We start from the raw sequence: 26,752 nt of genomic DNA on the forward strand, positions 1-26,752 counted from the left end.
GCCCAACCCTCGGTGTCGTCCCGGACAAGCGAAGCGCAGATCCGGGACCCATAACCCCAGGGAGAGGTTTGGCGAAGACTCGCAGTGAAGTCTTCGTCGGTACTGACGCCGTCATTTCATCGATAGATCACGCGGTATGGGTCCCTGCCTTCGCAGGGACGACGGCGGAGTGTTTGGCTCTGCCGTCGCATTTCATTCGCATGCCGCCGCCTCACCCCTCCGGCATCGCCCCCACATACGACGAACTCGGCCGGATCAGCCGTCCCGTCCGCTGCTGCTCGCGCGCGTGCGCGGTCCACCCGGCGCTACGTGCCACCGCGAAGATCGGCGTGAACGCCTGCCGCGGGATCGCCAGCGCATCGAGCAGGATCGCGGTGAAGAACTCGACATTGGTCTCCAGCGGCCGCTCCGGATTCTTCTTGCGCAGCGCTGCGCGGATATAGGCCTCGACCTCGCCGGCAAACGGCAGGTCGGTGCCGTTGGTCGCGAGCGCCTCGACCGCGGTCTTGAGCACGTCGGCGCGCGGATCGCGCACGCGATAGACGCGGTGACCAAAGCCCATCATCCGTTCGCCGCGCGCCAGCGCCGCATCGACCCAGGGCTGGACGCGTTCGCGCGAGCCGATCGCATCGAGCATTTCCAGCACCGGCTCCGGCGCGCCGCCATGCAGCGGACCCGTCAGTGCGCAATAGCCGGCGGTGACGGCGGCAAACAGATCGGCCTGCGTCGAGGCCACCACGCGCGTGGTGAAGGTCGAGGCGTTCATGCCGTGGTCGCTGGCGGTGACGAGATAGGCATCTAACGCCGTGACCTCGCGCGCAGCGGGCGCGCGCCCATGCAGCATGCGCAGCGTATCGGCGGCATGGCTCACGTTCGGATCGGGTGCGATCGGATCAAGCCCTTTCGCGCGCCGGACCAGTGCGCCGGCGATCACCGGAAACGCGCCGACGATGGTCGCCTCATGCGCGAGCCCGTGCTCGGCGCGCAGGCCCGCGACCGCTGCACGAAACCCGTCGATGATGCCCATGCCCTGTGTCGCCGGCAGCAGCTCAGTGAGCCGTGCGAAAGCGCGCTCGCGCGCCGCACCCAGGCTCGCCCGGACATTGGCTTCGGTCAGGGTGGTCTTGCTGGCGCCGTTCCAGAGCCGGGCGGTGACGCCCTCAAAGCTCGATTTGGCGGCGAGGGTACCGACATGCTCGCCGGCGATGATCAACTCGCCGCGTTCGCCGTCGACATGGCTCAGCACGGTTTCGGCCGCGGGAACGCCGTCCAGCCCGATCTGGCTTTTGGTGAGGTGGATGTTCATGGCCCAATCTCCTTTTGCACTGCACCAGGAGAAAATCGGACCTCTCGATAGATTGATCAATCTTGATTACATCAATCAATATGAAAAATTCTGAAGGTCTCTATCTCTCTGCCCGGGAAGCCGCGGCGGAGCTCGCGATCTCGCCGGCCACGCTGTACGCCTATGTCAGCCGCGGCCTGATCCGCTCCGAGCCGACGCCGGACTCGCGCAAGAACCGCTACCGCGCCGAGGATGTTCGCGCCCTGAAGGAGCGCCGGGTGCCGTCGCCGGAGCCGCGCGGCCTGCGCAGCTTTGATGCCGACCTGCCGGTCATGGACACGGAGATCTCGACCATCACCGAGGAGGGCGCGATCTACCGCGGCGTCAACTGCATCGTTCTCGCCGAGAACGACACGCTGGAGCACACCGCAACGCTGCTCTGGGACGTCTCCGACGTCGATCCCTTCGCGCCGGACAATCAGCCGAAGATGTCCGACGAGATGCGTGCGATTGCGGACGCCGCGCGCCGCGCAGCCCCGATCGATCGCGCCATCGCGGTGCTCGCGCTCGCGGCCAGCGCCGATTCGCGCGCTTTCACCCGCGCGCCCGATGGCCGCGCGATGGTCGGCGCGCGCATCGTCCGGCTGCTCGTTGCCACGATGCTGAATTCCGAACCGTCATCGGAGCCGCTGCATCAGCAGATCGCGCGTATCTGGGCGGGCGACAACAAGCATGCGCCCGACCTCATCCGCCGCGCGCTGGTGCTGCTCGCCGATCACGAATTGAACGCCTCGACCTTCACCGCGCGCTGCGCGGCGTCCACCGGGCTCAATCTCTACGATGCCGTCATCGCCGGCCTCGCCGCGCTGAAAGGCCCCAAACACGGCGGCGCCGGCGTGCTGGCCTCGCAGCTGGTCAAGACGCTGGTCGACCGCGACGTCGAGCCGATGGTGCGCGAGCGCGTCGCGCTCGGCGAGCGTTTTCCGGGCTTCGGCCACGGCGTCTACAAGCGCGGCGATCCCCGCGCGCAATCGCTGCTGAACGCACTGGCCCGTGCCGGCGCGCCGCGCAAATTCACCAAAGAGGTGCCTGAGCGGATTGCGGAGGCGACCGGAGAGTTCGTCAATATCGACTACGTCCTCGCCGTGCTCGTCCACGCGCTGCGCTTACCCGCGGGCAGCGAGCTCGCCCTGTTCGCGATGGCCCGCAGCGTCGGCTGGATCGCGCATGCGAGCGAGCAATTGCAGTTCGGCAAGCTGATCCGGCCGCGGGCAAGGTATGTGGGACCGGCGCCGGGGCGGAGGGCAGGGGGATAGGCCACGCTGTCACCCTCCCCTGGAGGGGGAGGGTCGATCGCGCGCAGCGCGAGCGGGGTGGGGTGATCTCTCAACTCGGGCAGATTTCGATGACGAGAGACCGTCACCCACCCCGCTACACATTGCGCTTCGCTTCATGTGTAGCGACCCACGAGCGAGCTACGCTCGTCTCGGACCCCTCCAAGGGAGGGTAAGCACTACGCCCGCGGCTTGGCCGTTGCGACGACGCCGTTCTGCCGCCTGCGATAGATCCAGATTGCCATGCCCGCCACGATCGCGACTGCCACCACAGTCAAAATCCAGAGATGCTTGAACGGATGCCCCTCGTGCGGCACCCCGAAATATTGGTGGAAGGCCGACACCGCCAGCACGCCCGGCAGCACATGGGCCGGGGCCCAGACCAGGATCGCCGGAATGTTGACCGCATAGAACTTCGCGGGCGCCATGCCGAGCGCGCCGGCCGTCACGGGGACGAAGGCGCGGATCGGCGGCACGAAGCGCGCGAAGAACACGGCCCAGGTGCCGAAGCGGTGGAAGAAGGTCTCGCTCTCCTCGACCACGCGCGGATAGTTCGTCAGCGGCCAGGTGTTGAGGATTTCGCGCTGCCGCCGATGGCCGATCCAGTAGGCCGAGCCGTCGCCGATCACGGCGCCCACGGCGGCCGCGAGCAAGACCCATTGCAGTTTCAGGTCGCCGCCGGGAACCAGGGCGCTCAGCGCCAGGATGATGGTCGAGCCCGGAATCACCGACCCCACCACCGGGACCGCCTCGAGAAGCGCCGCCAGGAACAGGGTCAGGTAGGCCAGCCACGCATGGACTGAGACGAACGATATCAGGGGGTCAAGGAACGACGTCACGAGGTCTCTGTAGCGGGCTGGGGCATTCGGGTTCAGACCCTTACATAAGTAGGGTGGGGCGATGAAAGTGCCATTTGCCTGGGCAGGGCGCCTATCCGGCGCGAAATTTGGGCGGGATTTGCAGGGCAGCCTTCCAAAAATCGCGTTCCTTGCCTATCTAAATGAAAAGACAACGGAACTTTGATTGGTGCATGGGCTTCTGCCGGCACGTTGTCTCTGATACGTTCGCAGACGCACCCAGCCGCAGCCAACGTGCAAATAACTGGTCTCGGGACCGCCCGGGGCCTCGGAGGATTGATGACGACCGCCGCCCTGTCCAAAGTTGAGGAAGTTTCCGGTTTGCCCGACATGAAGGTGTCGGTGCGCCAGGTGTTCGGGATCGACAGCGATCTCGAAGTGCCGGCCTATTCCGAAGTCGATCCTCACGTGCCCGAAGTCGATTCCGACTACCGTTTCGACCGCGCCACCACGCTTGCCATTCTCGCCGGCTTCGCCCGCAACCGCCGCGTGATGGTGACCGGCTATCACGGTACCGGTAAATCCACCCATATCGAGCAGGTCGCCGCCCGCCTGAACTGGCCCTGCGTGCGCGTCAACCTCGACAGCCACATCAGCCGTATCGATCTCGTCGGCAAGGACTCGATCGTGGTCCGCGACGGCAAGCAGGTCACCGAATTCCGTGACGGCATCTTGCCGTGGGCACTGCAGAACAACGTCGCGCTGGTGTTCGACGAATACGACGCCGGCCGTCCGGACGTGATGTTCGTGATTCAGCGCGTGCTGGAAGTCTCCGGCCGCCTGACGCTGCTCGATCAGAACAAGGTGATCAAGCCGCATCCGTCGTTCCGCCTGTTTGCGACCGCCAACACGGTCGGCCTCGGCGACACCTCGGGCCTCTATCACGGCACTCAGCAGATCAACCAGGGCCAGATGGACCGTTGGTCGATCGTCACCACGCTCAACTACCTCAGCCACGACGAGGAAGTGGAGATCGTGCTGGCGAAGGCCAAGCACTATCGCACCCAGGAAGGCCGCGACATCGTCAACAAGATGGTCCGCCTCGCCGATCTCACCCGTAACGCCTTCGCCAATGGCGATCTGTCGACGGTGATGAGCCCGCGTACGGTGATCACCTGGGCCGAGAACGCCGACATTTTCGGCGATATCGGCTTTGCGTTCCGCGTCACCTTCCTCAACAAGTGCGACGAGCTCGAACGTCCGCTGGTCGCCGAGTTCTACCAGCGCTGCTTCAATGCGGAGCTGCCGGAATCGGCAGTCAACGTGGCGCTGTCCTGATCTCTCTCGTGGCATGGGTCCGGCGAAGGCCGGGACCCATGCCGCGAGGTCTCTCGATGACGCGACGCTGATAGTTTTCCCTGACGCACCAACCGTCGGTGGCTATGGGTCCCCGCCTTCGTGGGGACGACGGTGAGATCGAGATGAGCACGCCCTCCAACTCCAAATTCCGCAACACCAAGGAAGCGCCGACCGAGCCGTTCAAGCGCTCGGTGGCCTCGTGTCTCAAGGCGATCGCCAAGGCGCCCGAGCTCGACGTGAGCTTCGCGGCCGAGCGCCCGGGCCTCGCGCCCGGCAAGGCGCGGCTGCCCGAGCCGGCGCGAAAAATGACCAAGCGCGATGCCGCGATCGTACGGGGCCACGCCGACTCCATCGCGCTCAAGATCGCCTGTCACGACGCCAAGCTGCATCGCAAGCTGATGCCCGGCAATCCGCAGGCGCGCGGCGTGTTCGAGGCGGTCGAGCAGGCCCGTGTCGAGGCGATAGGCGCGCGCCGCATGGCCGGCGTTGCCAAGAATCTCACCGCGATGCTCGACGATCATTTTCACCGCGGCAAGTTCGACGAGATCACCGACCGCGCCGATGCGCCGCTGGCTGATGCGCTGGCAATGCTGGTGCGCGAGCGCCTGACCGGCATGGCGCCGCCGACGGCCGCCAAGAAGATGGTCGATCTCTGGCGTCCGATTCTCGAAGACAAGATCGGCAAGCGGCTCGATCGGCTCGATAACCTCGTCGAGGACCAGACCAGGTTCGGCGACGCCGTGCATGATCTGCTGACTGCGCTCGAGCTCGGCGACGAGCGCAGCGCCGACAGCGAAGACAATGACGACAACGACGAGAACCAGGACGGCGACAACGATCAGTCCGGCGCCGAGGGCTCGCCCGATTCCGATGCCGCGCAGGAGATGAGCGCCGACCAGGCGCAGGCGTCGTCGGAAGAGATGAGCGACAGCGCGATGGAAAGCGCGCAGGCCTCGACCTCGGATACGCTCGACGACGGCGAACTCGGCGACGACGAGACGCCGGGCGAGGCGACGCGTCCGAACGCGCACGGCAAGAACGAGCCGCGCGGGCCGGAATATCACGCCTTCGCGCCCAAGTTCGACGAGGTCATCGCGGCCGAAGATCTCTGCGACCATGACGAGCTGGAGCGCCTGCGCGCCTATCTCGACAAGCAGCTCGCGCATCTGCAGGGCATCGTCGCCCGTCTCGCCAACCGCCTGCAGAGGCGCTTGATGGCGCAGCAGAACCGCGCCTGGGAGTTCGATCTCGAAGAGGGCATCCTCGATCCCGCGCGCCTGTCGCGCGTCGTGACCGATCCCCATCATCCGCTGTCCTTCATGCACGAGAAGGAGGCGACGTTCCGCGACACCGTGGTGACGCTGCTGCTCGACAATTCCGGCTCGATGCGCGGCCGCCCGATCACGGTGGCGGCGACCTGCGCCGACATTCTCGCGCGCACGCTGGAGCGTTGCGGCGTCAAGGTCGAGATCCTCGGCTTCACCACGCGCGCCTGGAAGGGCGGGCAATCGCGCGAGGCGTGGCTTGCCGCCGGCAAGCCGGCCAATCCCGGTCGCCTCAACGATCTCCGCCACATCATCTACAAGTCCGCCGACGCCCCGTGGCGCCGTGCGCGGAAAAACCTTGGCCTGATGATGCGCGAAGGGCTGCTGAAGGAGAACATCGACGGCGAGGCGCTGGATTGGGCGCACAAGCGCCTGCTCGGCCGGCCCGAGCAGCGCAAGATCCTGATGATGATCTCCGACGGTGCGCCGGTCGACGATTCCACGCTGTCGGTCAATCCCGGCAACTATCTCGAGCGGCACCTGCGCCACATCATCGAGGAGATCGAGACCCGCTCGCCGGTCGAGCTGATCGCGATCGGCATCGGCCATGACGTGACGCGCTACTATCGCCGCGCGGTGACGATCGTGGACGCCGAAGAGCTCGGCGGCGCCATCACCGAAAAACTCGCCGAACTCTTCAGCGAGACCAACACCGCGCCCACGCAACCGGCCAATCGCCCGCGACGCAAACTGCATTCGTGAGCAACAAGCAATCCCGCCGCCTCTTTCTCGGCCACGCGGCGGCGGGATTTTCAACTCTCGCTCTTTCCCGGCTCGCACAAGCGCAGGCCGCGCCTAAGCCGGCGCAGCCCGAGCACGCCGTTACCGAGCCTGCCGGCATCGAGGTCAATGCGCGGCCGATCCCGAATTTCGAGCCGCGCGACCGCGTGCGCACGCGCTTCGGTCAGCTCGTCTATCGCAGCGGGCTGGTTTTGACCTCGCCGCATCGCGGCTTTGGCGGCCTGTCCGGCTTCCGCTTCCTCGACGACAAGGGCGCGCGGTTTCTCGCGCTGTCGGATCAAGGCACCTGGTTCACCGGCAGCATCCGCTATTCCGGTAGCAGGATGATCGGGCTCGACGACGTCGAGGCCGCGCCGATGCTCAACACCGAGGGGCGGCCGATCACGGAAAAGCGGCTCTGGTACGACACCGAGTCGCTCGCGCGCGACGGCAACCTCGTCTATGTCGGCCTCGAACGCGTCAACCAGATCATGCGCTTCGATTTCGCCAAGGGCGGCACCCGCGCCCGCGGCGAGGTGGTGCCGACACCGCCGGGGTTACGCAAGCTGCCCTACAACAAGGGGCTCGAGGCGCTGGTGTTCGTGCCGAAGGACATGAAGGGGCAGCCGCTCGCGGGCACGCTGATCGCGATGTCGGAAGGCGGCTTCGATGCCGACGGCAATTTGATCGGCTTTTTGATCGGCGGCCCGTCGCCCGGCCAGTTCAGCATCAGGCGCACCGACAAGCAGTTCATCAGCGACGCCGTGCTGCTGCCGTCAGGCCAGCTGCTGATTCTCGAGCGCAAATTCTCCTGGTTCACCGGCATCAACATCCGCATCCGCTCGCTACAGCTGAAGTCGATCGCGCCGGGCGCAGTGGTCGACGGCCCCGTGCTGTTCGAGGCCGATCTCGGCCACGAGATCGACAACATGGAAGGCATCGACGCCCATGTCACGGCCGAGGGCGAGACCGTGCTGACGATGGTGTCGGACGACAATTTCTCGCTGCTCCAGCGGACGCTGCTGTTGCAGTTCACGCTGGCGGAGTGAACGCGAGCCGGAGCGCAGTAAGGCACGAACCGCCGTTCGCAATCGCGCCGCCGCGGAGCGCCGGCGGGCTTGAACGCCGCACGCAGTCCTGCGACAAATTCACATGCCCCACCGCCGCGCCGTCCTCGCCCTTCTCCTCACCCTCGCCGCATCGCCCGCCTTCGCCACGGCCGAGCACAAATACGGCAAGGGCGAATACGCCATCATCCTCGGCGGCAAGGCGCCGAGCGGGAAGCTGTCCGTTGCCGCGCATGGCGAGGGCGATGCCGGTTCGGAGAATTTCCGCCTCTCGCTGATGGCGGAGCCCGCGCATCGCAAGCTGACGACGCTCGACAACGTCACCGACGACAACATCCTCGACTCCGCGCCGGATGCCTTCCACGCGGCGTGGTCGGCGGATTCGCGCTACTTGGTGGTGTCGTTCCGCAGTGAGCGCCACATCGTCACGCTGAACGTCTACGCCATCGACGGCGCACGCGCGAAACTGCTCGACGGTCCGGACCTGTTCCGCGACGCCACCGGCATCAGCGCCGATAACGCCAAGGATCTCGACATGCGCAGCTCCGTGCCGGCGCTGACCTGGCTCGCGCCGCGCCGCTTCCACCTCACCGACTACCGCGTGTTCGTCACTGAGGACACCGCGCTCGCCGACAAGCTCGGTCCGCTCGGCAAGGCCTCGAAGCGCGACGGCGGCGGCAATACGATCCAGTTCTCGGCGGAGGCCGATGGTGAGCTCTTGCCCGATGGCAAGATCCGCATGGGCAAGCCGCAGCCGGGGAAGTTCGAGGAATTGCCGTAAGGGTCGCTCGTCGCCACATTCTCCGCCGTCGTCCCGGCGAAGGCCGGGACCCATACCGCGTGATCTGTCGATCACGAGCGGTAGAAGTACCGAACTGCGAATCTTCGCCAAACCTCTCCCTGGGGTTATGGGTCCCGGCCTTCGCCGGGACGACAGCGGAATTTTACGCGCTACCTCACGCCAAACCCGCTGCGTAATGCATGGCCCCGCCATCCGCCATGTCCCCCGCGCACCTCGCAATCCGCGCATCCCCCACTACACTTCATGCAATTGCTTTTATCCGCCCCGATCGCCCTCCATCTCCGGATCCCCCGCATGAGCGCCCTGTTTTCCCCGATCAAGCTGCGTGGCCTGACCTTGAAGAACCGTCTGGTGGTGTCGCCGATGTGCCAGTATTCGGCCGAAGACGGCGTTCCCACCGATTGGCATTTCACCCACATCAACAATCTCGCGCTGTCGGGCGCGGCGATGTTCTGCATCGAGGCCACCCATGTCGAGGCGATCGGCCGCATCACGCCGGGCTGCCTCGGGCTCTACAGCGACGCCTCCGAGGCCGCGCTGAAGCAGATCCTCGCCTCGGTGCGGAAACATTCGAGCACGGCGATCGCGATGCAGCTCGCGCATGCGGGCCGCAAAGCGTCGAGCGCGCGGCCCTGGGACGGCGGCCAGCTCATTCCGATCAGCGAAGGCGGCTGGCAGACGGTGGCGCCGTCGGCGCTGCCGCACAAGGAGGGCGAGGCCGCGCCGGTGGCGCTCGATACGGCCGGCCTGAAGCGCATCCGCGAGGCCTTCGTCGACAGTGCGAAGCGCGCGGAGCGCATCGGCATCGACGCGATCGAGCTGCACGGCGCGCACGGCTATCTCATGCATCAATTCCTGTCGCCGATCTCGAACAAGCGCACCGACGAATATGGCGGTTCGCTCGAGAACCGCATGCGCTTCCCGCTCGAGATCTACGATGCTGTCCGGGCCGTATTCCCGCGCGAAAAACCGGTCGGCATGCGGGTGTCGTCGACCGATTGGGTCGAGGGCGGCTGGGATCTGGCGCAGACCATCGAATTTGCCAGGGCGCTGAAGGCGCGCGGCGTCGACTGGATCGATGCCTCCTCCGGCGGCGTTTCGCCGCAGCAGAAGATCACGCTCGGCCCCGGCTATCAGGTGCAGTTCGCCGACGCCATCAAGCGCGAGACGGGATTGCCGACCATCGCGGTCGGCCTGATCACCGAAGGCAAGCACGCGGAAGACATCGTGGCGTCCGGCAAGGCCGACATGGTCGCGCTCGCCCGCGGCATGCTCTACGACCCCCGCTGGGGCTGGCACGCCGCGGCCGAGATCGGCGGCGAAGTCGAGGCCCCACCGCAATACTGGCGCTCGCAGCCCTCGACGCAGAAGGCGCTGTTCGGCAAGACCACGTTCGGAGCGCGGTAGTTTCTCACCTCTCCCCGCGTTCGTCCGCCGAAGCCTTGGCGAAGGCGGATGCGGGGAGAGGGAGTGAACCGGACCTCACGCATCCGTAACTCTCCTCACCTTCCGCCCGTCGCAAATCTGGCCTAACCTCCGTCCGTTCGGGGCATCACGGAGGCCGGCCATGCGGTTTCGTGTTCGCAAGACTGCGCACTTTCTCGAGCGCGTGGGCCTCGCGATGGCCGGCGCGGCGTGCGGGCTGTTCGTCGGCGCCTATGTCGGATCGGCGATCGCATCGCTCACCACGCAGGGCTTTCTGCTGTTGATGATGCTGCTCGGCGCCGTCGGTTTCTATCTCGGCATCGACACGCCGCAATTGCCCTTCGACGAGGCGCACAGCCACATCGACGCCGCGGAATTCCTGAGCTCCGCCGGCACCCTCTGCGCCACGCTCGCAGCGCTCGCGTCGGTCGCCGTCATCGTGCTGCGCCTGGAGGCGGAGGGCGCGTTGAGCTGGCTGGTATTGCTGGGTTGGATCGCCGGCGTCGCGATGCAGATCGTCGCGGGTGCGAAAGCGCGGATGCGGGCGTAGCTTTCTTACCCTCCCCCTCCAGGGGAGGGTAAGCGAACAGCTCTCCTCTAAAACACCACACCCACCCGCGTGCCGCGCTTCCATGCGATGCGGCAGCGCTTCTTGGTGTTCACATGCAGCAGCTCGAACCGATCGGGAATCTTCACCTGGCCACCGAGATCGATGCAGGCGCCGCCCGGCGAATAGTCCACCAGCGTACAGACGATGATGGGCGCGCGCGGGTCGGTGATGATTTTGGCCTGGCGGGACACCAGGCCCGACGGCTTCACACGGGCATGTCGGCGCGGATGCATTGGCACTCTCCTCCAATACCGCGGACAGCGCGGTGGCAGGTTCCGAGTGTGGAGGAGCAGTTGATGCGATGAAGCTAAGGCGGGGCGGAGAATTTTAATGAAAAGTAGCGGCGATTGAGGAAAGTGGCGGTAGCGGGTTAAGCTTAGGGCTCTTGCCCCTCAGGGCGCCCCAAACTCCGCTGTCGTCCCGGCCTACGGGGGCCGGGACCCATACCGCGTGATCTCACGATTGCGGAAGGTAAAAGTACCAACGACGAATCTTCGCCAAACCCCTCCCTGGGGGTATGGGTCCCGGCCTTCGCCGGGACGACACCGTGAGTGTAGCGTCAGCGTGCCCCCTCACGTCTCCGCTACAACCTCCCCAGCCGCCTCCGCCTCAACACCGCCCCCCGGCGCCACCGGCATCGGCACCGTCACGAAATCCTTCGGCATATTCACCGGCCGATAATCCGGCTCTACCGCCATCCGCTTCAACACGCTCTCATGCACATGCGCGCCTTCGGGAATGACGCGCGGCTCGCAATCCGGGATGTAGAAGCCGAAAAACACCTTCCGCTCCGGCCATTCCTTGTACTTCGCGCTCTTCGGCAAATACTCCAGCACGCGCCAGGCCGCGCTCATCGAATTGTGCAGCATGCCCGCCTTGCCGGTAAACGCGGGCCCGACATAGGAGAACGGCGAGTTCTTGCGCTGGATGCCCCAGGCGAGCTGGTTCACGGTGCGCGGGTTGAAGTTCAGCCCGGCCTTCGCCGCCTCCTCGATCATCCAGATCAGCGGATATTTGGACTCCGCACTTTCGGCCTCCGGATAGCCGCCGCCGACGTCGCAATGCACGCCGGCGAACCACACCTGCAAAATGTCCTGCGGCTCCTTCTTCTCGTCGGGGACGTAGCGGTTGCTCCAGTATTCCTGCGGCTCCTCATACGCCTTCAGGCGGAACATGCAGCGCCGCTCGTCGATCGCGATCGCCTGGCGGAAAATGTTGACGCTCGGATTGCGCAGCGTGAAGGCGAGCTCCTCCAGGCTGAACACGAGAAAGAACACGTCGCGCCGCGGCACGATCACGCTCGCCACCGTGTCCCACACGCCGATGAAATGGATGGTCGGCCAGCGCGTCGAGGTGATGCGCGCGAACTGGGCGGCGAGGTCGAATGCGTCCTTCGGCAGCGGGCCCTCGTCGTCGACCGCGATGTTCTTGAGGTCCTCGATGTCGTTGCCATGCCCGGTCCCGGAATATTGCTTGTAGGCGACGAGGCCACTTCCTGCGAGGTTCGCCTGCTCCGGCGAGATCAGTCCGACCTTGTGGATCAGCCCCGCCAGCACGCGAACCGTGTAGGCACCGCGCGAAAAACCGAACAGATAGATGCGGTCGCCGGGCGCATAATGCTCGACCAGGAAGCAATAGGCATTGAGCACGTTGTCATCGAGCCCGTAGCCGGTGGCAAGCCCCAGCACCAGCTTGATGTTGGCCTTCCACCTGTTCCAGGTCGACGGCTCCGTCACCGTGCCGACCCCGGGATCGTAAAACACCATCTGCCGCGGCTGCGTCCTGTCGGTCTTGCGCAGGCAGCGATAGAGCTTCAGGACGTTGGAGATGTTCTCCGAGATCTCGTTGCCGGTGCCGTCACAGCAGATGACGAGGTTTTTGGGTGCGGTTTCGTGCGCGTGGTCCACGGGATGCGCCTCCGGGTGATGCTACCGGGGCGAGCATAGCAAAAAAGCGCGACGGCGAGGAGACGAGGGTGGCGTGCTCCCTCGCCCCGCTTGCGGGGAGAGGGTTGGGGTGAGGGGGAGGCTCCGCGAGGGAGGTGAGAGTTGGACTCGCGGAGAGTCCCCCTCACCCGGAATTTGCTGCGCAAATCCCGGCCTCTCCCCGCACGCGGGGAGAGGCGAAAGACCTACTTCTTCTTCCCCTGACCGATCTCCGGTTGCCAGGCCGCGTCCTTGCGGCTTGGTGCCGCGGCGATCGCCTTGATCTTGTCCTTCTTCGGCTTCTTGACTTCGCGATTGCTGCGTTGCTGTCCCTTGGGCATGACGTCCGTCTCCTCCGGGGTTCGAATTCGCAAGATTGGCGCTGCCGTATGCGCGAGCCGCGACCAGATAACGTGCGCGATGAGTGTCAGCCAACGAAGCGCCGCGCGCACGAGACGCGGAAGATGCAGCGCGATATGGACTAACGACCATTGCGTGAGTGGCGCTGACGCGATCGAGCCTACGCCTGCACCTCCCCGATAGCGAGGACTAAAACCGTCGCGCGCGAGCGCTGTTGCCTGCGACCGCGACGCACGCGCGCGGCGGCGATAGTGCTGGCTATTGCCGTGCAACGGGCGCATGGTCGCAGCCGGCAGGCGTCGGTTGGGGCCGCTCTTTGCGAAAGGCAGGCGCGCATGACCATCCGCTCGCGGCGTGACATCGTCACATCCAGGCATCCGTTCCGGCGTCGCGCGTGTCGCCGATGACCGACCATCCGGTTGATCTCGACAAGCACCGCGGCATGGCCGCGCAGAAGGCGACCGATCTGCGCCGTGCGCTGGCCGAGGTCGAGACCCATGTCAGGGAGCTGCGCGAGCGCGAGGCCGAGCTCGAAAGCCGCATGCTGACGGTGCCGGCGATGTCGTGGCCCGAGGCCGCGGTCAAGGCGCGCCATCTGCTCAACCTCTATGCCGCAAGCCTCCCCGTCGAGGACACCCGCCACCGCGCGCTGGTCGCCGCGTTGTTCGACGACTTTGCGAGACTTGGCGGGGATAGCTGAGGAAGCCGTGGGCCGCCTGCGGTAATCACGGCCCGTGCGCGGAGTAAATTTGTCGTCCTGGCGAACGACAGGACCCATAGCCACCGAAGCGAGTTGTTACGCAGGCTTGTGCCACAGCGTGCTTCGCCAGAGCTGACCGAGGTAATGGGTCCTGGCGCCTGTGCGCAATTGCGCACCAAGGCCAGGACGACGTCAAGCGATCATCGATCCGCGAAACAACCCGCGTAACAGGAGTAAGCCATGACCCTCACCAGCGGCCGTTTCATCGGACACGAACAGGACCGCGGCATCGTCCAGTTCTCGATGCAGGACGGCGCGAAGGAAGTCCCCTGCGCGATCTCGACCTCCGCCATGGATACCCTCGAACGCGGCCCGCAGACCCGCCCCGAGCAGCGCGAAGCGCAGTTCACCCGCCTCCGCGACCGCATCGAAGCGCGCGCGGCGAGCAAGTACCGCGCGACCGAGTTCGAGGGCACGCCGCCGGGGATCGTGCTGCGGAGCATTGATTTTCGGGGGTAGGGAGCAGGCTACCTTGTCGAAGGTGACCTTGTCTAAGGCGACCCGGCACGCCGGCATGATGCCCCGTGGCAGCATCGGTTGTTGACATTAACCATCTGTTAACCATGCGGTCGCCTAATGTTGGTGATGGGGGATTCACCATGTCGGCCCATGTGACGCGACTGAAGTTGGTGCCGGTTTCGGCCGATCCGGCCATCCGGTCGGTGGCGAGGCTGGCGGTACGCGCCAGGGCCGTCCTACAAGGCAAAACGCCTGTCCTACGGAGCAAAGCCATGTTCGGAAAGGACGACTTAGTCGACCATCTCAGCCGCGATCTCGATCGCGCGCGCGGAAGACGCGATGCACTCGCATCCGAAGCCACGACCCTGACGGCCCAGATCGCCGAAATCGAAGCCCGCCTCATCGAGGAGAAGAAAAAGCGGGAGCGCGAGCGCGTCCTGGGCGAGATCGAAGCGATCAAGACGCGAATCATGCAAGCCGCCGGCGCGTTTGCACCTGTCGTCGACGGCCTTTCCAAGGCGATCGAGCAGGCGACCGCAGTCGTACCCGAGGCGCGTGAGCTCAATAGTTTCCTGGTGTCGGTGGCGAGCGAGATCGACAGCGTGCTCGATCCCCTGTTGCGCGAACTGGATCAGCGCGCGGATGCGGTGCGAGCAGGACAGGCGGTGCCGGATCTGCCGAGTTCGGCCAATGAAGCGCCGCCCGTCGAGCTGCCGAAAGACACCAACGAGCGCCTGCTTCGCTTCCCGGCGTGGCTGTCCCGTGACAAGGAGGCGGACAAGACGGAAACCACAGAGAGCCCGCGCAGCACGGCAGCGTGAAGCATCGGCGCGCTGGCTTCGTCGCGGCGCATCCTTCGAGACGCCCGCCTTCGGCGGGCTCCTCAGGATGAGGCGCGCGCTTAGGCCGTCCATATTGCCATATGCGGGAGCCGTCCCGCGCAAGCGGGAGCGCATCTTCTTCAAGGCAAACCAGCCTCGCCTGATCTCATCGCGCTCTGGAGCCGCTTAGCGGCAGTCCATGTCCGGCATTGGAGCCCGGTAATCCCTCCTCCAGCCACCGCTCAGTTGGCGGCGCGGCGCAGGAAGGCCGGGATATCGAGAACGGCCTCGTCGGGCGCGTTGCGCGCGGGGGCGCGGCCGGAGGGATGGAGCGGCGCAATCGCCGCGTGGCGCGCATACTCCAGGCCGGGCCTTGCTGGTGGTCCCACGGGATGATGCGGCTGCGGGCGGAGCGGCGGGCTTTCTCCTTGCGGAAGGGGTGCGCTGCGCTCGATGCGATCGGCGATGCGCCGGCCGTCATTGCGCAGCCTTCCGGCGAGTTGGGCGAGGGCGGTTTCCACCGGCAGCGCCTGCTCCGCGTCGAGATTATCTATGCCGGTCGCCACCACCGAGACGCGGACGATGCCTTCGAGGCTATCGTCAAAGGACGCGCCGACGATGATGTTGGCATCCGGGTCGGCCTCGTCGCGAATGCGGGTCGCGGCTTCGTCGACCTCGTACAGCATGAGATCCTTGCCGCCGGTGATGGAGATGATGAGGCCGCTGGCGCGCTTGATCGAGGGATTCTCGATCAACGGATTGGAGATCGCGGCCACGGCGGCGGCAAGCACGCGCTTCTCACCCGAAGCCTCGCCCCGTCCCATCATGGCCTTGCCCTTCTCCTTCATGACGGAGAGGACGTCGGCAAAATCGAGATTGATCAGGCCTTCCTTGACGATGAGGTCGCTGATGCAGGCGACGCCCGAATAGAGCACCTGGTCGGCAAGGGCGAAGGCATCGGCGAATGTGGTCTTCTCGCTGGCCACCCGGAACAGGTTCTGGTTCGGGATGATCAGGAGGGTGTCGACCGCCTTCAGCAGCTCCTCGATGCCGGCTTCGGCGAAGCGCATGCGGCGCTGGCCCTCGAAGTAGAACGGCTTGGTGACCACGCCGATGGTGAGAATGCCGAGCTCGCGCGCGATCCTCGCGACGATGGGGGCGGCCCCGGTGCCGGTGCCGCCGCCCATGCCGGCCGTCACGAACACCATGTGCGCGCCGGTCAATTCATCGCGGATCGTATCGATCACCTCTTCGGCCGCGGCGCGTCCCAGTTCCGGCTGCGAGCCGGCGCCGAGGCCCGCGGTCACCTTCGTTCCGAGCTGGATCAGGCGGCTTGCCTTCGACATGGCCAGCGCCTGCGCGTCGGTATTGGCGACGACGAACTCGACCCCCTGCAGCCCGGCCGTGATCATGTTGTTCACGGCATTGCCGCCGGCGCCGCCGACGCCGAACACGACGATGCGGGCCTTCATTTCATGGATATCGGTGGTGCCAGTCATTCTTCTCTCGCGATTGTTCCGGCAAGCCGGGGATTAGAGAAAGTTTCGAATGCTATCTGCGGGCCGCGCGGTCTGCTTGCACGATCGAAGCGGCCAGATGTCCCAAGCGAAGCGCGGCGCGTCCCGCGAACGAGCCGCCAGGGCGGCCTTCGGTCCGCAGTGCCGCGATTTCGTCTTCCAGTCGTGTTGCCCACGCATTGGCTGCCTTCGTCTCGGCGCCCGCCTGCTGCAGCTCGACCGCGAGGCGCTCGGCGCGCTCACGCTCGCGCTCGAACACCACCCTGTAGGCGGTTGCGACGTCTTCGAGCCGCGCAATCTCCGCCTTGAAGGCCTCGGTCTCAGAAGCGTTTTCGAGCGAAGTGGAGACCGGTTCGCGCAAGGAAAACGCGTCAGAATAAGAATCTAGAGCCCCGTTCCGACTCCGTCGGAACGGAAATGGCTCTAACGCTTCGATCCTTGCCATGGAGTGATCGATGGGATCTGCCCGGCGGCCCGTTCGCGGGCGGGGCGTGTACCGCAGCTCGGAGAAATCAACCCTCACCAGCGCCTTGCCGTCATCAGAACGCGAGCGCGGCAGGCGGCGACGTCGCGCCAGCGACCGCGCGGCCTCGCGCGAGATATTGAGGCGGGCACCCAGATCGGCATACGTCAACAACGCAACAGACATCGGCGCTTCTCCTGGAGCAAACCGGGAAGGCATTTCGGGCTAATGATGGCTGGACGATTGCAGCAGGCTAGGCTGCGTTGGTTAATGCATGGTTAACACGCGCGCCGTGCTGTTTACGGGTGCCGTCACCGTGCCACCCCCGGGGGATCGGAAGGCCGACCCGGGGTTCGGAGAGCCGACCCGGGGATCGGAGAGCACCATCTGTCGCGGCTGCGTCTTGGCGGCCTTGCGCAGGCAGCGAGAGCTTCAGGACGTTGGAGATGTTCTCCGCGATCTCGTTGCCGGTGGCGTCACAGCAGACGACGAGGTTTTTGGGTACGGGTTCGTGCGCGTGGTCCACGAGACGCGCCTCCGAGTGATGCTACCGGGGCGAGTATAGCGGAAAATGAGATCAATGGAGCGCAATCTCCTTACGCTATTCGCTGCTTGCAAGAAGCAATTGAACCCCTAGGAGCCTGTCCGAGTAGTCCCTGTTCAATTGGGTGGGTTTCTGATTCTATTGGCGGCGATGAGCAAGTATTTTCGCCTCTGGAAGATTGATCAGCCGCAGCTTCTGCCGCCCAGCGTGCAGGATTTCGTACCAAGGGACCACTTGTCACGGTTCATCGTGGAACTGGTGCGGGAGAGCCTCGACCTCACCGAGATTAGCGGCAGCTACACGAGTGCGCTCGGCCAGCCGCCGTTCGATCCGCGCCTGATGGTGGGGCTGCTGCTCAACGGCTATGCGAGCGGCATCTACTCCTCCCGGCGCATCGCCAAGGCGTGCATCGAGCGCGCTGACTTCATGATGATCGCAGCCCTCGATGCGCCGGACTTCCGCACCATCTCCGAGTTCCGCAAGCGGCACCTCAACCAGCTGGCCGGGCTATTCGTGCAGGTGTTGAAGCTCGCCGAGAAGGCTGGGCTGGTACGGCTTGGGCATGTCGCGCTCGATGGCACCAAGATCAGGGCGAATGCGTCCAAACACAAGGCGATGAGCTATGGACACATGAAGAAGCGCCAAGCCGAACTGCAGGCCGAGGTCGATCGCTGGCTGGCCGCCGCCGAGGCCGCGGATGCCGAAGACGACAAGCTGCACGGCACCAAACGTGGCGACGAACTGCCCGACTGGGTCGCCGACAAGCAGAAGCGGATCGCCAGGATCGCTGCGGCCAAGGCTGAGCTGGAGGCGGAGGCCAAGGCCGCGGCCGACGAGGAGCGTCGCATCGAGGCCGAGAAGCAGAAGAGCCGCGAGGCTGAGGGTCGCAAGAAGACCGGCAAGCCCGCCGCGCCGCCATCCGACGAGCCTGCCGCAAAGGCACAGCGCAACTTCACCGATCCTGAAAGCCGCATTCTCAAAACCAAGGACGGCTTCATCCAGGGTTATAACGCGCAGGCGGCCGTCGATGGCAAAGCGCAGATCATCGTTGCACACGGGCTGACGCCGAGCACGAGCGACCATGGCCAACTGGTGCCGCTGGTCGATGGCATCGAAGCCAATCTCGGCCACAAGCCACAACAAGCTTCCGCCGACAGCGGCTATCTGAGCGAGGCCAATCTTGCGAGCCTCGAGCAGCGCGGGATCGACGGCTACATCGCCACCGGACGCGCCAAGCGCCCCACCGCCGACAACGGCAAGGTCGGCGGACCGCTGACACAGGCGATGAGAAAAAAGATTGCCGATGGCGGCTTCGACACCCCCTACCGGCTAAGAAAGCAGATCGTGGAGGCGGTGTTCGGACAGATCAAGCAGGCACGCGGCTTCCGCCAGTTCCTGTTGCGGGGCCTGGCCAACGTGCGTGCCGAATGGGCGATGATCTGCACCGCCCACAACCTCGTGAAGCTCGCTAACCTCGCAAGGGCCGCATGAGCGGGATTCGTGTCAAAATGCGCCAACCAGAAAGATATCTGGACGGGCTCCTAGTGCCCACAATTCGAGACCCAAAGCAGCACCGATCGCATCTTCGGCGCTCCGCGCTTGCGCTTTCAAGCGTTCGAGACGATCACGCCTCTGCGCGCGACGGCGATCATCGGGCATTCGAGTTGAAGTCTCTGGAGCCGAAGCAACACCTGGGTCACGCAGGCGACTGCGCCGTAACTCAGATCGATTCTCAAAACCTTCGTAGATGTGCCAAATTACATCGCCAAGGCTCTGAGATTCGTCGCTTACTCGCCGGCGAACATCGTCGGCGATCGAGCTCGCGCGGACTTCCTCAATTTTAGACGGCTCGGAGCAAACGTGAACGGATCGCCGGTCGTATACAATGCGGTGCGGGCCATCAGGAGAGTTCTTTGCAATCAGTGCATTGCGTATGCTCACGGGGGAGATCATCACCGACTGGTCTAAGATTTCCCTCTCTTCATAGAATGTCGCGTACTGAGGCCAGTCCACGAATCTAGGCGCTACATAGTATGCTTCGGCCCCATCCAACTCTGCTTTCAGTAAGGTTTCAAACTGTCCGTCGGGCTCCGCTGTATCTATCGAGAATCTAAAGAACGGCCGGCTAACCTCTGGAGCAGGGAAGCGCTTATCCGTGCGGACAAACTTCTCAAGAGATTGTCCAAGCTTGAACTGGAGAAGCAGCGGCACGCCGGGCTTGCTGAAACTGACATCAAACCCGAGGTCTTTCTCCTGTATTAGGCTTGGTAGGAAAGGTACGGTTTTGATGCCCACACTCAATAATAGGTCTTCTGCCTCTCTGGTCGCACCATACCCATAGGAGAATTCGGACAGCCGCTCGTGCAATTCTATCATGAGAAACTTTAGATGTAGGAGTGTAGCGCTGTCTTGAACAATCTAATCTCTTCAAGTGCCTTCCCGAGAGAGCTCGCCTCGAAGGAGCAATTTGGATACGACTGCCGAGGTGTTATTCTCGTAACCTCTCTTTGCAATGAAGGCTAAGTGCTCTTTTAGCCAGATCTCGTCCCACAATTCCCATCGGTTGCGACGAAAGTGCGCTTCGATCGTAGTTCTGCTTTTCTCGTCAATTTTCCCGCAAGCAAGGCAGAGCCGTATCTCAGGGTTGTCGGGACAGAAACCGGCCTCGAAGAGCTGCCGCTTAAGGCGATAAAACACCGTATCGCGAAGCACAGGATCGTTGAACAACTTGTATCGACTAGCTTCCGGCGCTGTTAGGTCAAATCCTTTTGCTTGCACCCCGTACGAGTCTAAATAGCTCTTGCACTCAACGACAGAGAGCACGTTGTCTCGGCCACTATAAGCGACAATGTCCAGCTCCCATCGAGGGGATGATGGCCGTCCGATTCTTCTCTTCTCCTCTTTGCTCAACTCTACCTTCATGGACGTTCGGACCCAATTCCCCTGCAACCAGAGGATTTCTGCAACGACTTGCTCAAACGCATCCATTGAGCTCTCGCCATTAAGGTTTCACAAACGAGAGGATTACTTCGCGACGCATCCGCCCATCCATGGAATCAGTTGCCTGCTTCGCGGCAGGAGGTGGGAGATATCGCCTATTAGCAGGAAGCGTGCGCGCGCGCCGCCGCTGAGTCTGTAAGCCGGATCGCTCGGCGACAGCAGTTACGATCTTTGCATTGGGAATAAACGTGCCTCGGACCGTATTCTCGCCAACGACGTATACTGCCTTCCCACCCTGAGAAAGAACGCGCGCTGCCTCACCGACAGCTTGCATCATGTCATCTATATAGTGAGCTAGCACTGCGTCGTGACGGGTGGAAAGCTTAGGTGACAGTCTCAATTCCGAAATAATTTCTCTAATATCCTCATCGTCCCTGGCATCTTGATCCCCGCATTCTGTGCCGACACTTTCGGTGCGAATATTCCCCAGTTCGCTAACCGTGTACCCCATCCAGACCAGCGAGAACTTGCTACAGCGCATGTAGTCGATTGCATTTAGGTAGGGTGGAGACGTCAATACAAGATCAATGGAGCCGGCCTTTATTGGAAGGTCGCGAGCATCGCCGAGGATTGTCCGGGTGGCCGGTCCCTTATCGGGCTCGTTCTTGGCGATACAGTTCTTGAGCACGAGTTCGACCGCAGCAAGGAACTTATTGAATGGCTTTATCGGCGCGCTTTCAAATGCGCGATGAGGCCGGCTATGCGATAGGTCCATCGCTAGCGACGCGCCAGCCTGCTTAGTGATGATGAGACGCGAGAAAGCGCACCATAATGCGTCTCTCACGGAATCGCTCTTTACGTCAAAAATCGCCTCAGCCAGCGAACTCAATTGACGGCGAGCGTAGTCGTCAAACCAGTAGCGAACAAAACGACGAGTTTCGAAATCCGAATGTCGCGGATAAGCATCGCCGACATTCCGCGTAGGGAAGATGTCTTTCGCTCGTTCCAAGACGCTAGTGCCAACCTTTCGAACCTGCGATGCGTCTACCGACGTCGTCCAAACGCGTGCGAGCAGAACGGCGAGCGGATCGATGTCGATACCTATCGCCGAATGACCGCTTGCTCGTGCCATCGCAAGTACCGTCCCAGAGCCCATCATGGGATCGAGAACTCGAATTCTGTCCTGCTCATTGGTCAGGATATCGAGTGCGATTCCCGGGGCCATTCTGGCCGGAAATGGATGAACCGGGTCGCGCCCAAGTGCCTGTTGGATAGTCTTCTTGTAAGTTTTGCTCATGTCTCTTCCCCATCTGGAAATGGGTCAAAGGGGGTAGAGGAATGGATCAAGTTTTTGCAATAGAAGTGACTAACCTGAGGCATAGCGCTCGCGCCCTCGTGTCTTGAGGGTCTCAGGAATCAAGCCAATTCCTCTCGCGACCTTATATTTCAGCTCTCCACGATTTCCCGCTAGCTCATACTGAGTGCGAGGCGACCTCGATATGCTGACCCACGCGTTCTCGCTCTCTTGGAAGCTGACGATGCTGTGCAAATCGGCCATCGAGAGTGTCACAAGGCCGTCCGCTTCGCAGACGAATACCATGAAGGAGTCCGGAAATTTGTGCTCGAGGTCGAGGAGGTCGGCGGCCTGCTCGATAGTGAATGTGAATCGCCAGGGCGACATGCGTTTGGATGAGTGCTTTATGTACACGCCAACGCGAGCATTCATTACGAAGGCGTTTATGCGCCCTTCGCGAACAAACGGGCGAAAAGATGCGGACATAGAGTAGTCATTCTCGACAGCAAGTTGCCTTAAAACGACGCCTTGATAGAATTCATATTCATCCAACATTTTTCACGTTCTTCAAAAAGCTGATGTTGCCGTCGAATTTGTAAATCACTCTCGCCTTGTTCTTCTTGTTGCGAAATATCTTGAAGTGATGAACGGCCTCGGGAAATTCGCGTTTAACTTGACCGAAAAGGCCCTTCTTTCGTTCGATCTTTTCGTGATCTGCGTCTTTCATTCCCTCGATATCGCTCGATTTATGCAAGGCTATAGAGGCCGATCCCTTGGGAAGAATTCTCTGTACGTAGCGAAGCAAATAGTCGGGGAGGGCGTCGCTGCCTATTCTCTCTTGAAGTTGCTTCAATCCACTGATGGGGTCGTTGCTGCCTACTACAATCTGCTCAAGGTCTGTCGAGTAGTCAAAGATCGGGAATGTCATCTCTCCTTTATCAAGGAGTACGTTGGCCTTATCAATGCTGTTTGAAGCAACGGCAGAAATTCTTTGGTCGGCCAGCCAGACAGGAGAGCCCTTCTTCGTCTTAATTGCTTCTAAAGCCAGCTTGTGAAACGCAAAGCAGCGTTGCCAGTCGAGATAAAGCTGCTGAGGTATCGTCAGCTCAAAATATGGGAGATGTTTCTTTCTCGACCCGAACATTCGTGCGCGCTGAATGTATGTGTCTTGCTGGATCTTGTGTTTGGAGTCTCGTGTGAAAAACATCGAAAGCAGGTTGTCGAATGTGACTCCGCGGGAGACAATGTTGCCGCCAATCACGAAGGTGAACATTGCTGCAGGCGATGTTGCTGACTTGAAGTCGACGTTCTTGTCCCTCTCACTGTTCATGATGACAGTGCTGGTTTGGTCGCAGTTCTTCACGATATAGGCCAGGATACTGCTTGCTTGCTCTGGGCCGTAGAGCTTGGTGGCTATTTTGTCTATTTCGTGTGTGTAGCTCTCAAATTTTTTAGAGTGAACATCTGTCAGTGCATTCATCACGTCGTCTATCGGCTTCTTATCGGATTTATGATCAAGCTTCTTTCCACTTGTGTGGATGAGCATAGAGAAGTTCTCGTCGGACTTTGCCGCCATGTTCAGGGCGGCGACTCGCACGAGAAATCGGAAGATGGCTTCGCGCAGATATTTTGGACTATCGTCGGTATCTGGCAGCGTGTGGAGTGAGAACTGCACATCCGTATCGAGTGGGAAGAAGATGTCTTGCCCCGTGTAAGCGTCGTGGGGTGGGAAATTGACCCATTTCTCGTTGTCGTTGTCGAACGTGTTGTTCAAGTCTAAACGGGCGGGGGTTGCTGTGACTCCGATGTATATGCCGTCGTGACTGATCAGTTTTTTGATCAGTGCATTTATGCGAGTTACGTCGCTCTTGTTGATCAAGGCGTTCGGCGTTGCGAAGTCAGCTTCATCGTCGACGATGACCTTGCTACCGATCTTCTCCAGCTTTTGATTCAGCTTGGTAAGGTCGCTCGCGTTCTTCTTGCAGAAGATGACGTGATACCCAGTCGTTAGTGAGTAGTCGGGGTCAATAACTTCTGAGAAGTTGCGAGCTGCGGGTGAAAGTTTCGACCGCTGAAAGCGATCTAGGTTTTGTTGGAGAAGCTGCACGCTGTCGTTCAGCAGGTGCACTACAACTCGATGTCCGTCATCCAGGAGCCTTGCGGTGAGGCAGATCATCATCTCGGTTTTGCCGCTCTGCGGCTCGCCGTAGATCACGAACGATGTCGTCTTACTGCTGAGGGTCTCGCAAGCGCTTGTAACGGCTGCCTCGATACAGGAGGTCTGCTTGCCAGCCGCCTTAAGGCGAGACAGTTGCGTTTGATATCGATCGCGCTGCTGCGCAATAGCCCGCAGCTGACTGACACTGAGCCCCAACCCACTACCCCCTAGTTGAATTATCATTTTTCGCGATCATAGCGGGCAATGGAGTCAGAGCAAGGTATGCGGAGGTATAATGCCGCCGCTTGCACAAACAAAAACGGCCGGATCTTTCGATCCGGCCGTAACGCAAAACTCTACTCGGCTAAGCCTACGCCACGCGACGCAACCTAGCCCCCGCCCAATTCAAAAAATTGCTTAGCTGGCCTTCTTGACCGGCGCGTCGCCGACCTTCTTCTGGATGGCGCGCTTCAGCTCGAGGGCGCGCGGCGACAGGGCGTCGGCCTTGGCCTTGAGCAGGAAGGCGTCGAGGCCGCCATTGTGGTCGACGCTCTTCACCGCGTTGGTGGAGACGCGCAGGCGCACGTTGCGCTCCAGCGCTTCGCTGATGAAGGTCACGTTGACCAGGTTCGGCAGGAACCGGCGCTTGGTCTTGATGTTGGAGTGGCTGACCTTGTGGCCGACGAGGGGGCCCTTGGCCGTCAGTTCGCAGCGGCGAGACATCTCAAAATCCTCAGGTTCGAACCCCCAACGATTGCGGCCGCCATTCTGGGCGCCACGGGGGCTAATTCTGTGTCCTTGCAGGGAGCGGGCGGACGTATAGGGGGTGAGGGGCGGGACGTCAAGGTTTTGGGCGGTCTTTTCGCCTCTCCCCGCGTGCGGGGAGAGGCCGGAATGCGCGCGAATAGCGCGGATTCCGGGTGAGGGGGCGTCTCCGCGGGGGTGGGGCCGGTTGGGTGCACCGACTTTAACCTCCCCCGGGGAGAGCCCCCCTCATCCCGACCTTCTCCCCGCGCGCGGGGAGAAGGAGAAGAGCATCCTCCGATCACCAAAACGGCAGTGTTTAAAGCGCCTTACCATCACATAAAGGGCACATTCACCGCCGAAAGACTTCGGTGAGTTCCCGGCTCTTGTGGCCCGGATGCATTGCTTGCGGCCGTAACAGGCTTAAGTAACAACCACTCGCTTCCCGATTGGATCGTCTCGTGCACACGCCCTCCCTCTTTCCGCCCCGGCTGCGGTCAGCCGGCAGGCTGGCTTTGGCCGCTATCGGCGGGCTGGTGCTGGCGTGGGCGGCGGAGCCGGCGGCGGCGCAGGGCAAGCTCGAGGCGCAGTATGAGGCCACGCTGGCCGGCATTCCCGTCGGCCGCGGCGCCTGGAACATCGATATCCAGGACGACGTGTTTTCCGCGGCGGCCTCCGGTGGCACCACCGGCATTTTGAAGTCGTTCGCGGGCGGGTCCGGCACCGGCGCCGCGCAGGGCCGCGTCGTCAATGGCGCGCTGGTTGCGTCGGCCTACCAGGCCTCCACCACCACCTCGAAGAAGACCGAAGAGATCCACATCACCCTCGACAAGGGCAATGTGAAGGAGTTCGGCATCATTCCGGAGCCGCCGGTCGATCCCGATCGCATCATCGTCACCGACGCGCATCGCCGCGGCGTGTTCGATCCGATGACGGCCTCGCTGGTGCGCGTACCCGGCACCGGCGAGGTGCTGTCGCCCGACGCCTGTCACGGCAGCGCGCCGGTGTTCGACGGCCGCATGCGCTACGAGCTGAAGCTCGATTTCAAGCGCATGGAGACGGTGAAGGCCGAGAAGGGCTATCACGGCCCGGTCGTGGTCTGCGCGCTCTATTTCGTGCCCGTGGCCGGCTACATCCCCGATCGCCCCGTGATCAAATACCTCGCCGCCCAGCGCAACATCGAGATCGCGCTCGCACCTGTCGCCGGCACCCGCGTCCTGGTCCCGTTCTGGCTGAAAGTGCCGACGCCGCTCGGGCCCGCGATGCTGGAAGCGACCAGCTTCATCACCACCGCCCAGCCGCCCAGGGTCGCGAAGACGCAGTAAGCCTTTCTTACCCTCCCCTGGAGGGGTCCGAGACGAGCGTAGCTCGCTCGTGGGTCGATCGCGCGGGAGCGCGAGCGGGGTGGGGTGATCTCTCCTCGCGGGCAGTCCCCGTGCGGAGAGATCACCCCACCCCGCGCCGCATTTCGCTCCGCTCCATGCGTCACGACCCTCCCCCTCCAGGGGAGGGTAAGAGGGATAGCCATTTCAATGACTTACTTACTGTGCATGGGGTTGTTTTCGCGACATGCATTGGAGCGCCGCAGATCCGGGGAATCCATTTGACTCCTCCCCGATTCTGATTCGACTCGGCGCCATCCCCAACTTAACGAAATCCGTCACCAAATCGTCGCTTGTGCGACGTCACAAAACTCCATCTAGTGCGACGGAAACAAGAGTCCCGCGACATGTTGCGTGAACGTAACAGGACTCAAGGGGGAGTCAGCGATTCGGCCGCGATTCGTTCTAGAGTCGTTCCGAAGCTTAAAGGCGAGTGGGAAAAGCGTCGCAAAGTGAGACAGTTGCGCGGGATTTGGGGATCATGTCCCGTCACCCTGAGGTGCTCGCGCAGCGAGCCTCGAAGGGCGACGGGCCCGGCTGCTGCCGCTCGGCCGGTACACGGGCCGTTCATCCTTCGAGGCTCCCCGCCCGGCGCAGCGCGCCGCGCGGCTCGCACCTCAGGATGACGGATCGGGCGCTTCTCACCTCGCCGCCCCAAACA

25 protein-coding genes and 1 pseudogene are annotated in these 26,752 nt (G+C 62.8%); 12 read left to right on the forward strand and 14 right to left on the reverse strand.

Annotated features, from left to right (window positions below; genetic code table 11):
• Nucleotides 1–211: 211 nt before the first annotated feature.
• Nucleotides 212–1,306, reverse strand: a complete 1,095-nt coding sequence (locus NLM31_RS03065; RefSeq protein WP_254191416.1) for a citrate synthase/methylcitrate synthase — start codon at nucleotides 1,304–1,306, stop codon at nucleotides 212–214.
• A gap of 80 nt (nucleotides 1,307–1,386) precedes the next feature.
• Between NLM31_RS03065 and NLM31_RS03070 the strand changes: the two genes are divergently transcribed.
• A complete protein-coding gene (locus tag NLM31_RS03070) occupies nucleotides 1,387–2,601 on the forward strand; it encodes a citrate synthase family protein (RefSeq protein ID WP_254191417.1) in 1,215 nt (404 codons plus the stop codon).
• A 197-nt stretch (nucleotides 2,602–2,798) separates the two neighbouring features.
• Here NLM31_RS03070 and NLM31_RS03075 read toward each other — a convergent pair whose 3' ends face one another.
• Nucleotides 2,799–3,458: a VTT domain-containing protein gene (locus NLM31_RS03075; protein ID WP_254191418.1), complete on the reverse strand. Its 660-nt coding sequence runs from the start codon at nucleotides 3,456–3,458 to the stop codon at nucleotides 2,799–2,801.
• Nucleotides 3,459–3,755: 297 nt separating this feature from the next.
• Between NLM31_RS03075 and cobS the strand changes: the two genes are divergently transcribed.
• From cobS to NLM31_RS03105, 6 genes are all read left to right on the forward strand, one after another.
• Nucleotides 3,756–4,754: a cobaltochelatase subunit CobS gene (gene cobS / locus NLM31_RS03080; RefSeq protein WP_254127856.1), complete on the forward strand. Its 999-nt coding sequence runs from the start codon at nucleotides 3,756–3,758 to the stop codon at nucleotides 4,752–4,754.
• 143 nt (nucleotides 4,755–4,897) lie between these two features.
• On the forward strand, nucleotides 4,898–6,802 hold the full coding sequence (gene cobT, locus NLM31_RS03085; protein ID WP_254191419.1) for a cobaltochelatase subunit CobT: 1,905 nt from the start codon (nucleotides 4,898–4,900) through the stop codon (nucleotides 6,800–6,802).
• Nucleotides 6,799–7,869, forward strand: a complete 1,071-nt coding sequence (locus NLM31_RS03090) for an esterase-like activity of phytase family protein (protein ID WP_254191420.1) — start codon at nucleotides 6,799–6,801, stop codon at nucleotides 7,867–7,869. Before cobT ends, NLM31_RS03090 begins: the two co-directional genes overlap by 4 nt.
• 103 nt (nucleotides 7,870–7,972) lie before the next feature.
• Entirely contained in the window at nucleotides 7,973–8,668 is a 696-nt protein-coding gene (locus NLM31_RS03095) for a hypothetical protein (RefSeq protein WP_254191421.1), read from the forward strand.
• A 315-nt stretch (nucleotides 8,669–8,983) separates the two neighbouring features.
• Nucleotides 8,984–10,096, forward strand: coding sequence for an NADH:flavin oxidoreductase/NADH oxidase (locus NLM31_RS03100; protein ID WP_254191422.1), 1,113 nt, complete (start codon nucleotides 8,984–8,986; stop codon nucleotides 10,094–10,096).
• A 160-nt stretch (nucleotides 10,097–10,256) separates the two neighbouring features.
• Nucleotides 10,257–10,664, forward strand: coding sequence for a hypothetical protein (locus NLM31_RS03105; protein ID WP_254191423.1), 408 nt, complete (start codon nucleotides 10,257–10,259; stop codon nucleotides 10,662–10,664).
• A 47-nt stretch (nucleotides 10,665–10,711) separates the two neighbouring features.
• Here NLM31_RS03105 and NLM31_RS03110 read toward each other — a convergent pair whose 3' ends face one another.
• The 3 genes from NLM31_RS03110 to NLM31_RS42930 form a co-directional block, all read right to left on the reverse strand.
• Complete coding sequence (locus NLM31_RS03110; protein WP_187437594.1) at nucleotides 10,712–10,957, reverse strand: PilZ domain-containing protein; 246 nt, start codon at nucleotides 10,955–10,957, stop codon at nucleotides 10,712–10,714.
• 339 nt (nucleotides 10,958–11,296) lie between these two features.
• Entirely contained in the window at nucleotides 11,297–12,631 is a 1,335-nt protein-coding gene (locus NLM31_RS03115; protein WP_254191424.1) for a DUF2235 domain-containing protein, read from the reverse strand.
• A gap of 224 nt (nucleotides 12,632–12,855) precedes the next feature.
• On the reverse strand, nucleotides 12,856–12,990 hold the full coding sequence (locus NLM31_RS42930) for a hypothetical protein (RefSeq protein ID WP_256560985.1): 135 nt from the start codon (nucleotides 12,988–12,990) through the stop codon (nucleotides 12,856–12,858).
• Nucleotides 12,991–13,412: 422 nt separating this feature from the next.
• Here NLM31_RS42930 and NLM31_RS03120 point away from each other — a divergent pair, with 422 nt between their 5' ends.
• The 3 genes from NLM31_RS03120 to NLM31_RS03130 all read left to right on the forward strand — a co-directional run bounded on the left by NLM31_RS03120 (nucleotide 13,413) and on the right by NLM31_RS03130 (nucleotide 15,049).
• Nucleotides 13,413–13,709, forward strand: a complete 297-nt coding sequence (locus tag NLM31_RS03120) for a hypothetical protein (RefSeq protein ID WP_254127863.1) — start codon at nucleotides 13,413–13,415, stop codon at nucleotides 13,707–13,709.
• Between the two features lie 240 nt (nucleotides 13,710–13,949).
• Nucleotides 13,950–14,228 (forward strand): DUF1488 domain-containing protein, encoded by a 279-nt coding sequence (locus NLM31_RS03125; protein WP_254127864.1) that lies wholly within the window; start codon nucleotides 13,950–13,952, stop codon nucleotides 14,226–14,228.
• Between the two features lie 140 nt (nucleotides 14,229–14,368).
• Nucleotides 14,369–15,049 carry a hypothetical protein gene (locus tag NLM31_RS03130; protein WP_254191425.1) on the forward strand — a complete coding sequence of 227 codons (681 nt, stop codon included), beginning with the start codon at nucleotides 14,369–14,371 and terminating at the stop codon, nucleotides 15,047–15,049.
• A gap of 242 nt (nucleotides 15,050–15,291) precedes the next feature.
• On the opposite strand, the gene ftsZ is transcribed toward NLM31_RS03130, so the two are convergent.
• The 3 genes and pseudogenes from ftsZ to NLM31_RS03145 form a co-directional block, all read right to left on the reverse strand.
• Nucleotides 15,292–16,548, reverse strand: a complete 1,257-nt coding sequence (gene ftsZ, locus NLM31_RS03135) for a cell division protein FtsZ (RefSeq protein WP_254191426.1) — start codon at nucleotides 16,546–16,548, stop codon at nucleotides 15,292–15,294.
• 52 nt (nucleotides 16,549–16,600) lie between these two features.
• The gene (locus NLM31_RS03140; RefSeq protein ID WP_254191427.1) at nucleotides 16,601–17,215 is read right to left on the reverse strand and encodes a hypothetical protein; all 615 of its coding nucleotides are present in this window, start codon (nucleotides 17,213–17,215) and stop codon (nucleotides 16,601–16,603) included.
• A gap of 171 nt (nucleotides 17,216–17,386) precedes the next feature.
• A pseudogene (locus NLM31_RS03145) lies at nucleotides 17,387–17,555 on the reverse strand (phospholipase effector Tle1 domain-containing protein); the annotation flags it as partial.
• A 168-nt stretch (nucleotides 17,556–17,723) separates the two neighbouring features.
• Between NLM31_RS03145 and NLM31_RS03150 the strand changes: the two are divergent.
• The gene (locus NLM31_RS03150) at nucleotides 17,724–19,064 is read left to right on the forward strand and encodes an IS1182 family transposase (protein ID WP_254191428.1); all 1,341 of its coding nucleotides are present in this window, start codon (nucleotides 17,724–17,726) and stop codon (nucleotides 19,062–19,064) included.
• Between the two features lie 12 nt (nucleotides 19,065–19,076).
• On the opposite strand, the gene NLM31_RS03155 is transcribed toward NLM31_RS03150, so the two are convergent.
• From NLM31_RS03155 to rpmB, 6 genes are all read right to left on the reverse strand, one after another.
• Nucleotides 19,077–19,949: a hypothetical protein gene (locus tag NLM31_RS03155; protein ID WP_254191429.1), complete on the reverse strand. Its 873-nt coding sequence runs from the start codon at nucleotides 19,947–19,949 to the stop codon at nucleotides 19,077–19,079.
• Nucleotides 19,950–20,000: 51 nt separating this feature from the next.
• Nucleotides 20,001–20,561, reverse strand: a complete 561-nt coding sequence (locus tag NLM31_RS03160; RefSeq protein WP_254191430.1) for a hypothetical protein — start codon at nucleotides 20,559–20,561, stop codon at nucleotides 20,001–20,003.
• A gap of 13 nt (nucleotides 20,562–20,574) precedes the next feature.
• The gene (locus NLM31_RS03165; protein WP_254191431.1) at nucleotides 20,575–21,810 is read right to left on the reverse strand and encodes a hypothetical protein; all 1,236 of its coding nucleotides are present in this window, start codon (nucleotides 21,808–21,810) and stop codon (nucleotides 20,575–20,577) included.
• Nucleotides 21,811–21,879: 69 nt separating this feature from the next.
• Nucleotides 21,880–22,362: a hypothetical protein gene (locus NLM31_RS03170; RefSeq protein ID WP_254191432.1), complete on the reverse strand. Its 483-nt coding sequence runs from the start codon at nucleotides 22,360–22,362 to the stop codon at nucleotides 21,880–21,882.
• Nucleotides 22,352–24,181, reverse strand: coding sequence for a Z1 domain-containing protein (locus tag NLM31_RS03175; RefSeq protein ID WP_254191433.1), 1,830 nt, complete (start codon nucleotides 24,179–24,181; stop codon nucleotides 22,352–22,354). Before NLM31_RS03175 ends, NLM31_RS03170 begins: the two co-directional genes overlap by 11 nt.
• 201 nt (nucleotides 24,182–24,382) lie before the next feature.
• Nucleotides 24,383–24,688, reverse strand: a complete 306-nt coding sequence (gene rpmB, locus NLM31_RS03180) for a 50S ribosomal protein L28 (protein ID WP_200297717.1) — start codon at nucleotides 24,686–24,688, stop codon at nucleotides 24,383–24,385.
• A 536-nt stretch (nucleotides 24,689–25,224) separates the two neighbouring features.
• On the opposite strand from rpmB, the gene NLM31_RS03185 reads away from it, so the two are divergent.
• Nucleotides 25,225–26,034 (forward strand): DUF3108 domain-containing protein, encoded by an 810-nt coding sequence (locus tag NLM31_RS03185; RefSeq protein ID WP_254135196.1) that lies wholly within the window; start codon nucleotides 25,225–25,227, stop codon nucleotides 26,032–26,034.
• The last annotated feature ends 718 nt before the right edge of the window (nucleotides 26,035–26,752 follow it).

The sequence above is a fragment of the Bradyrhizobium sp. CCGUVB4N genome (genome assembly GCF_024199945.1).
Lineage (GTDB): Bacteria > Pseudomonadota > Alphaproteobacteria > Rhizobiales > Xanthobacteraceae > Bradyrhizobium.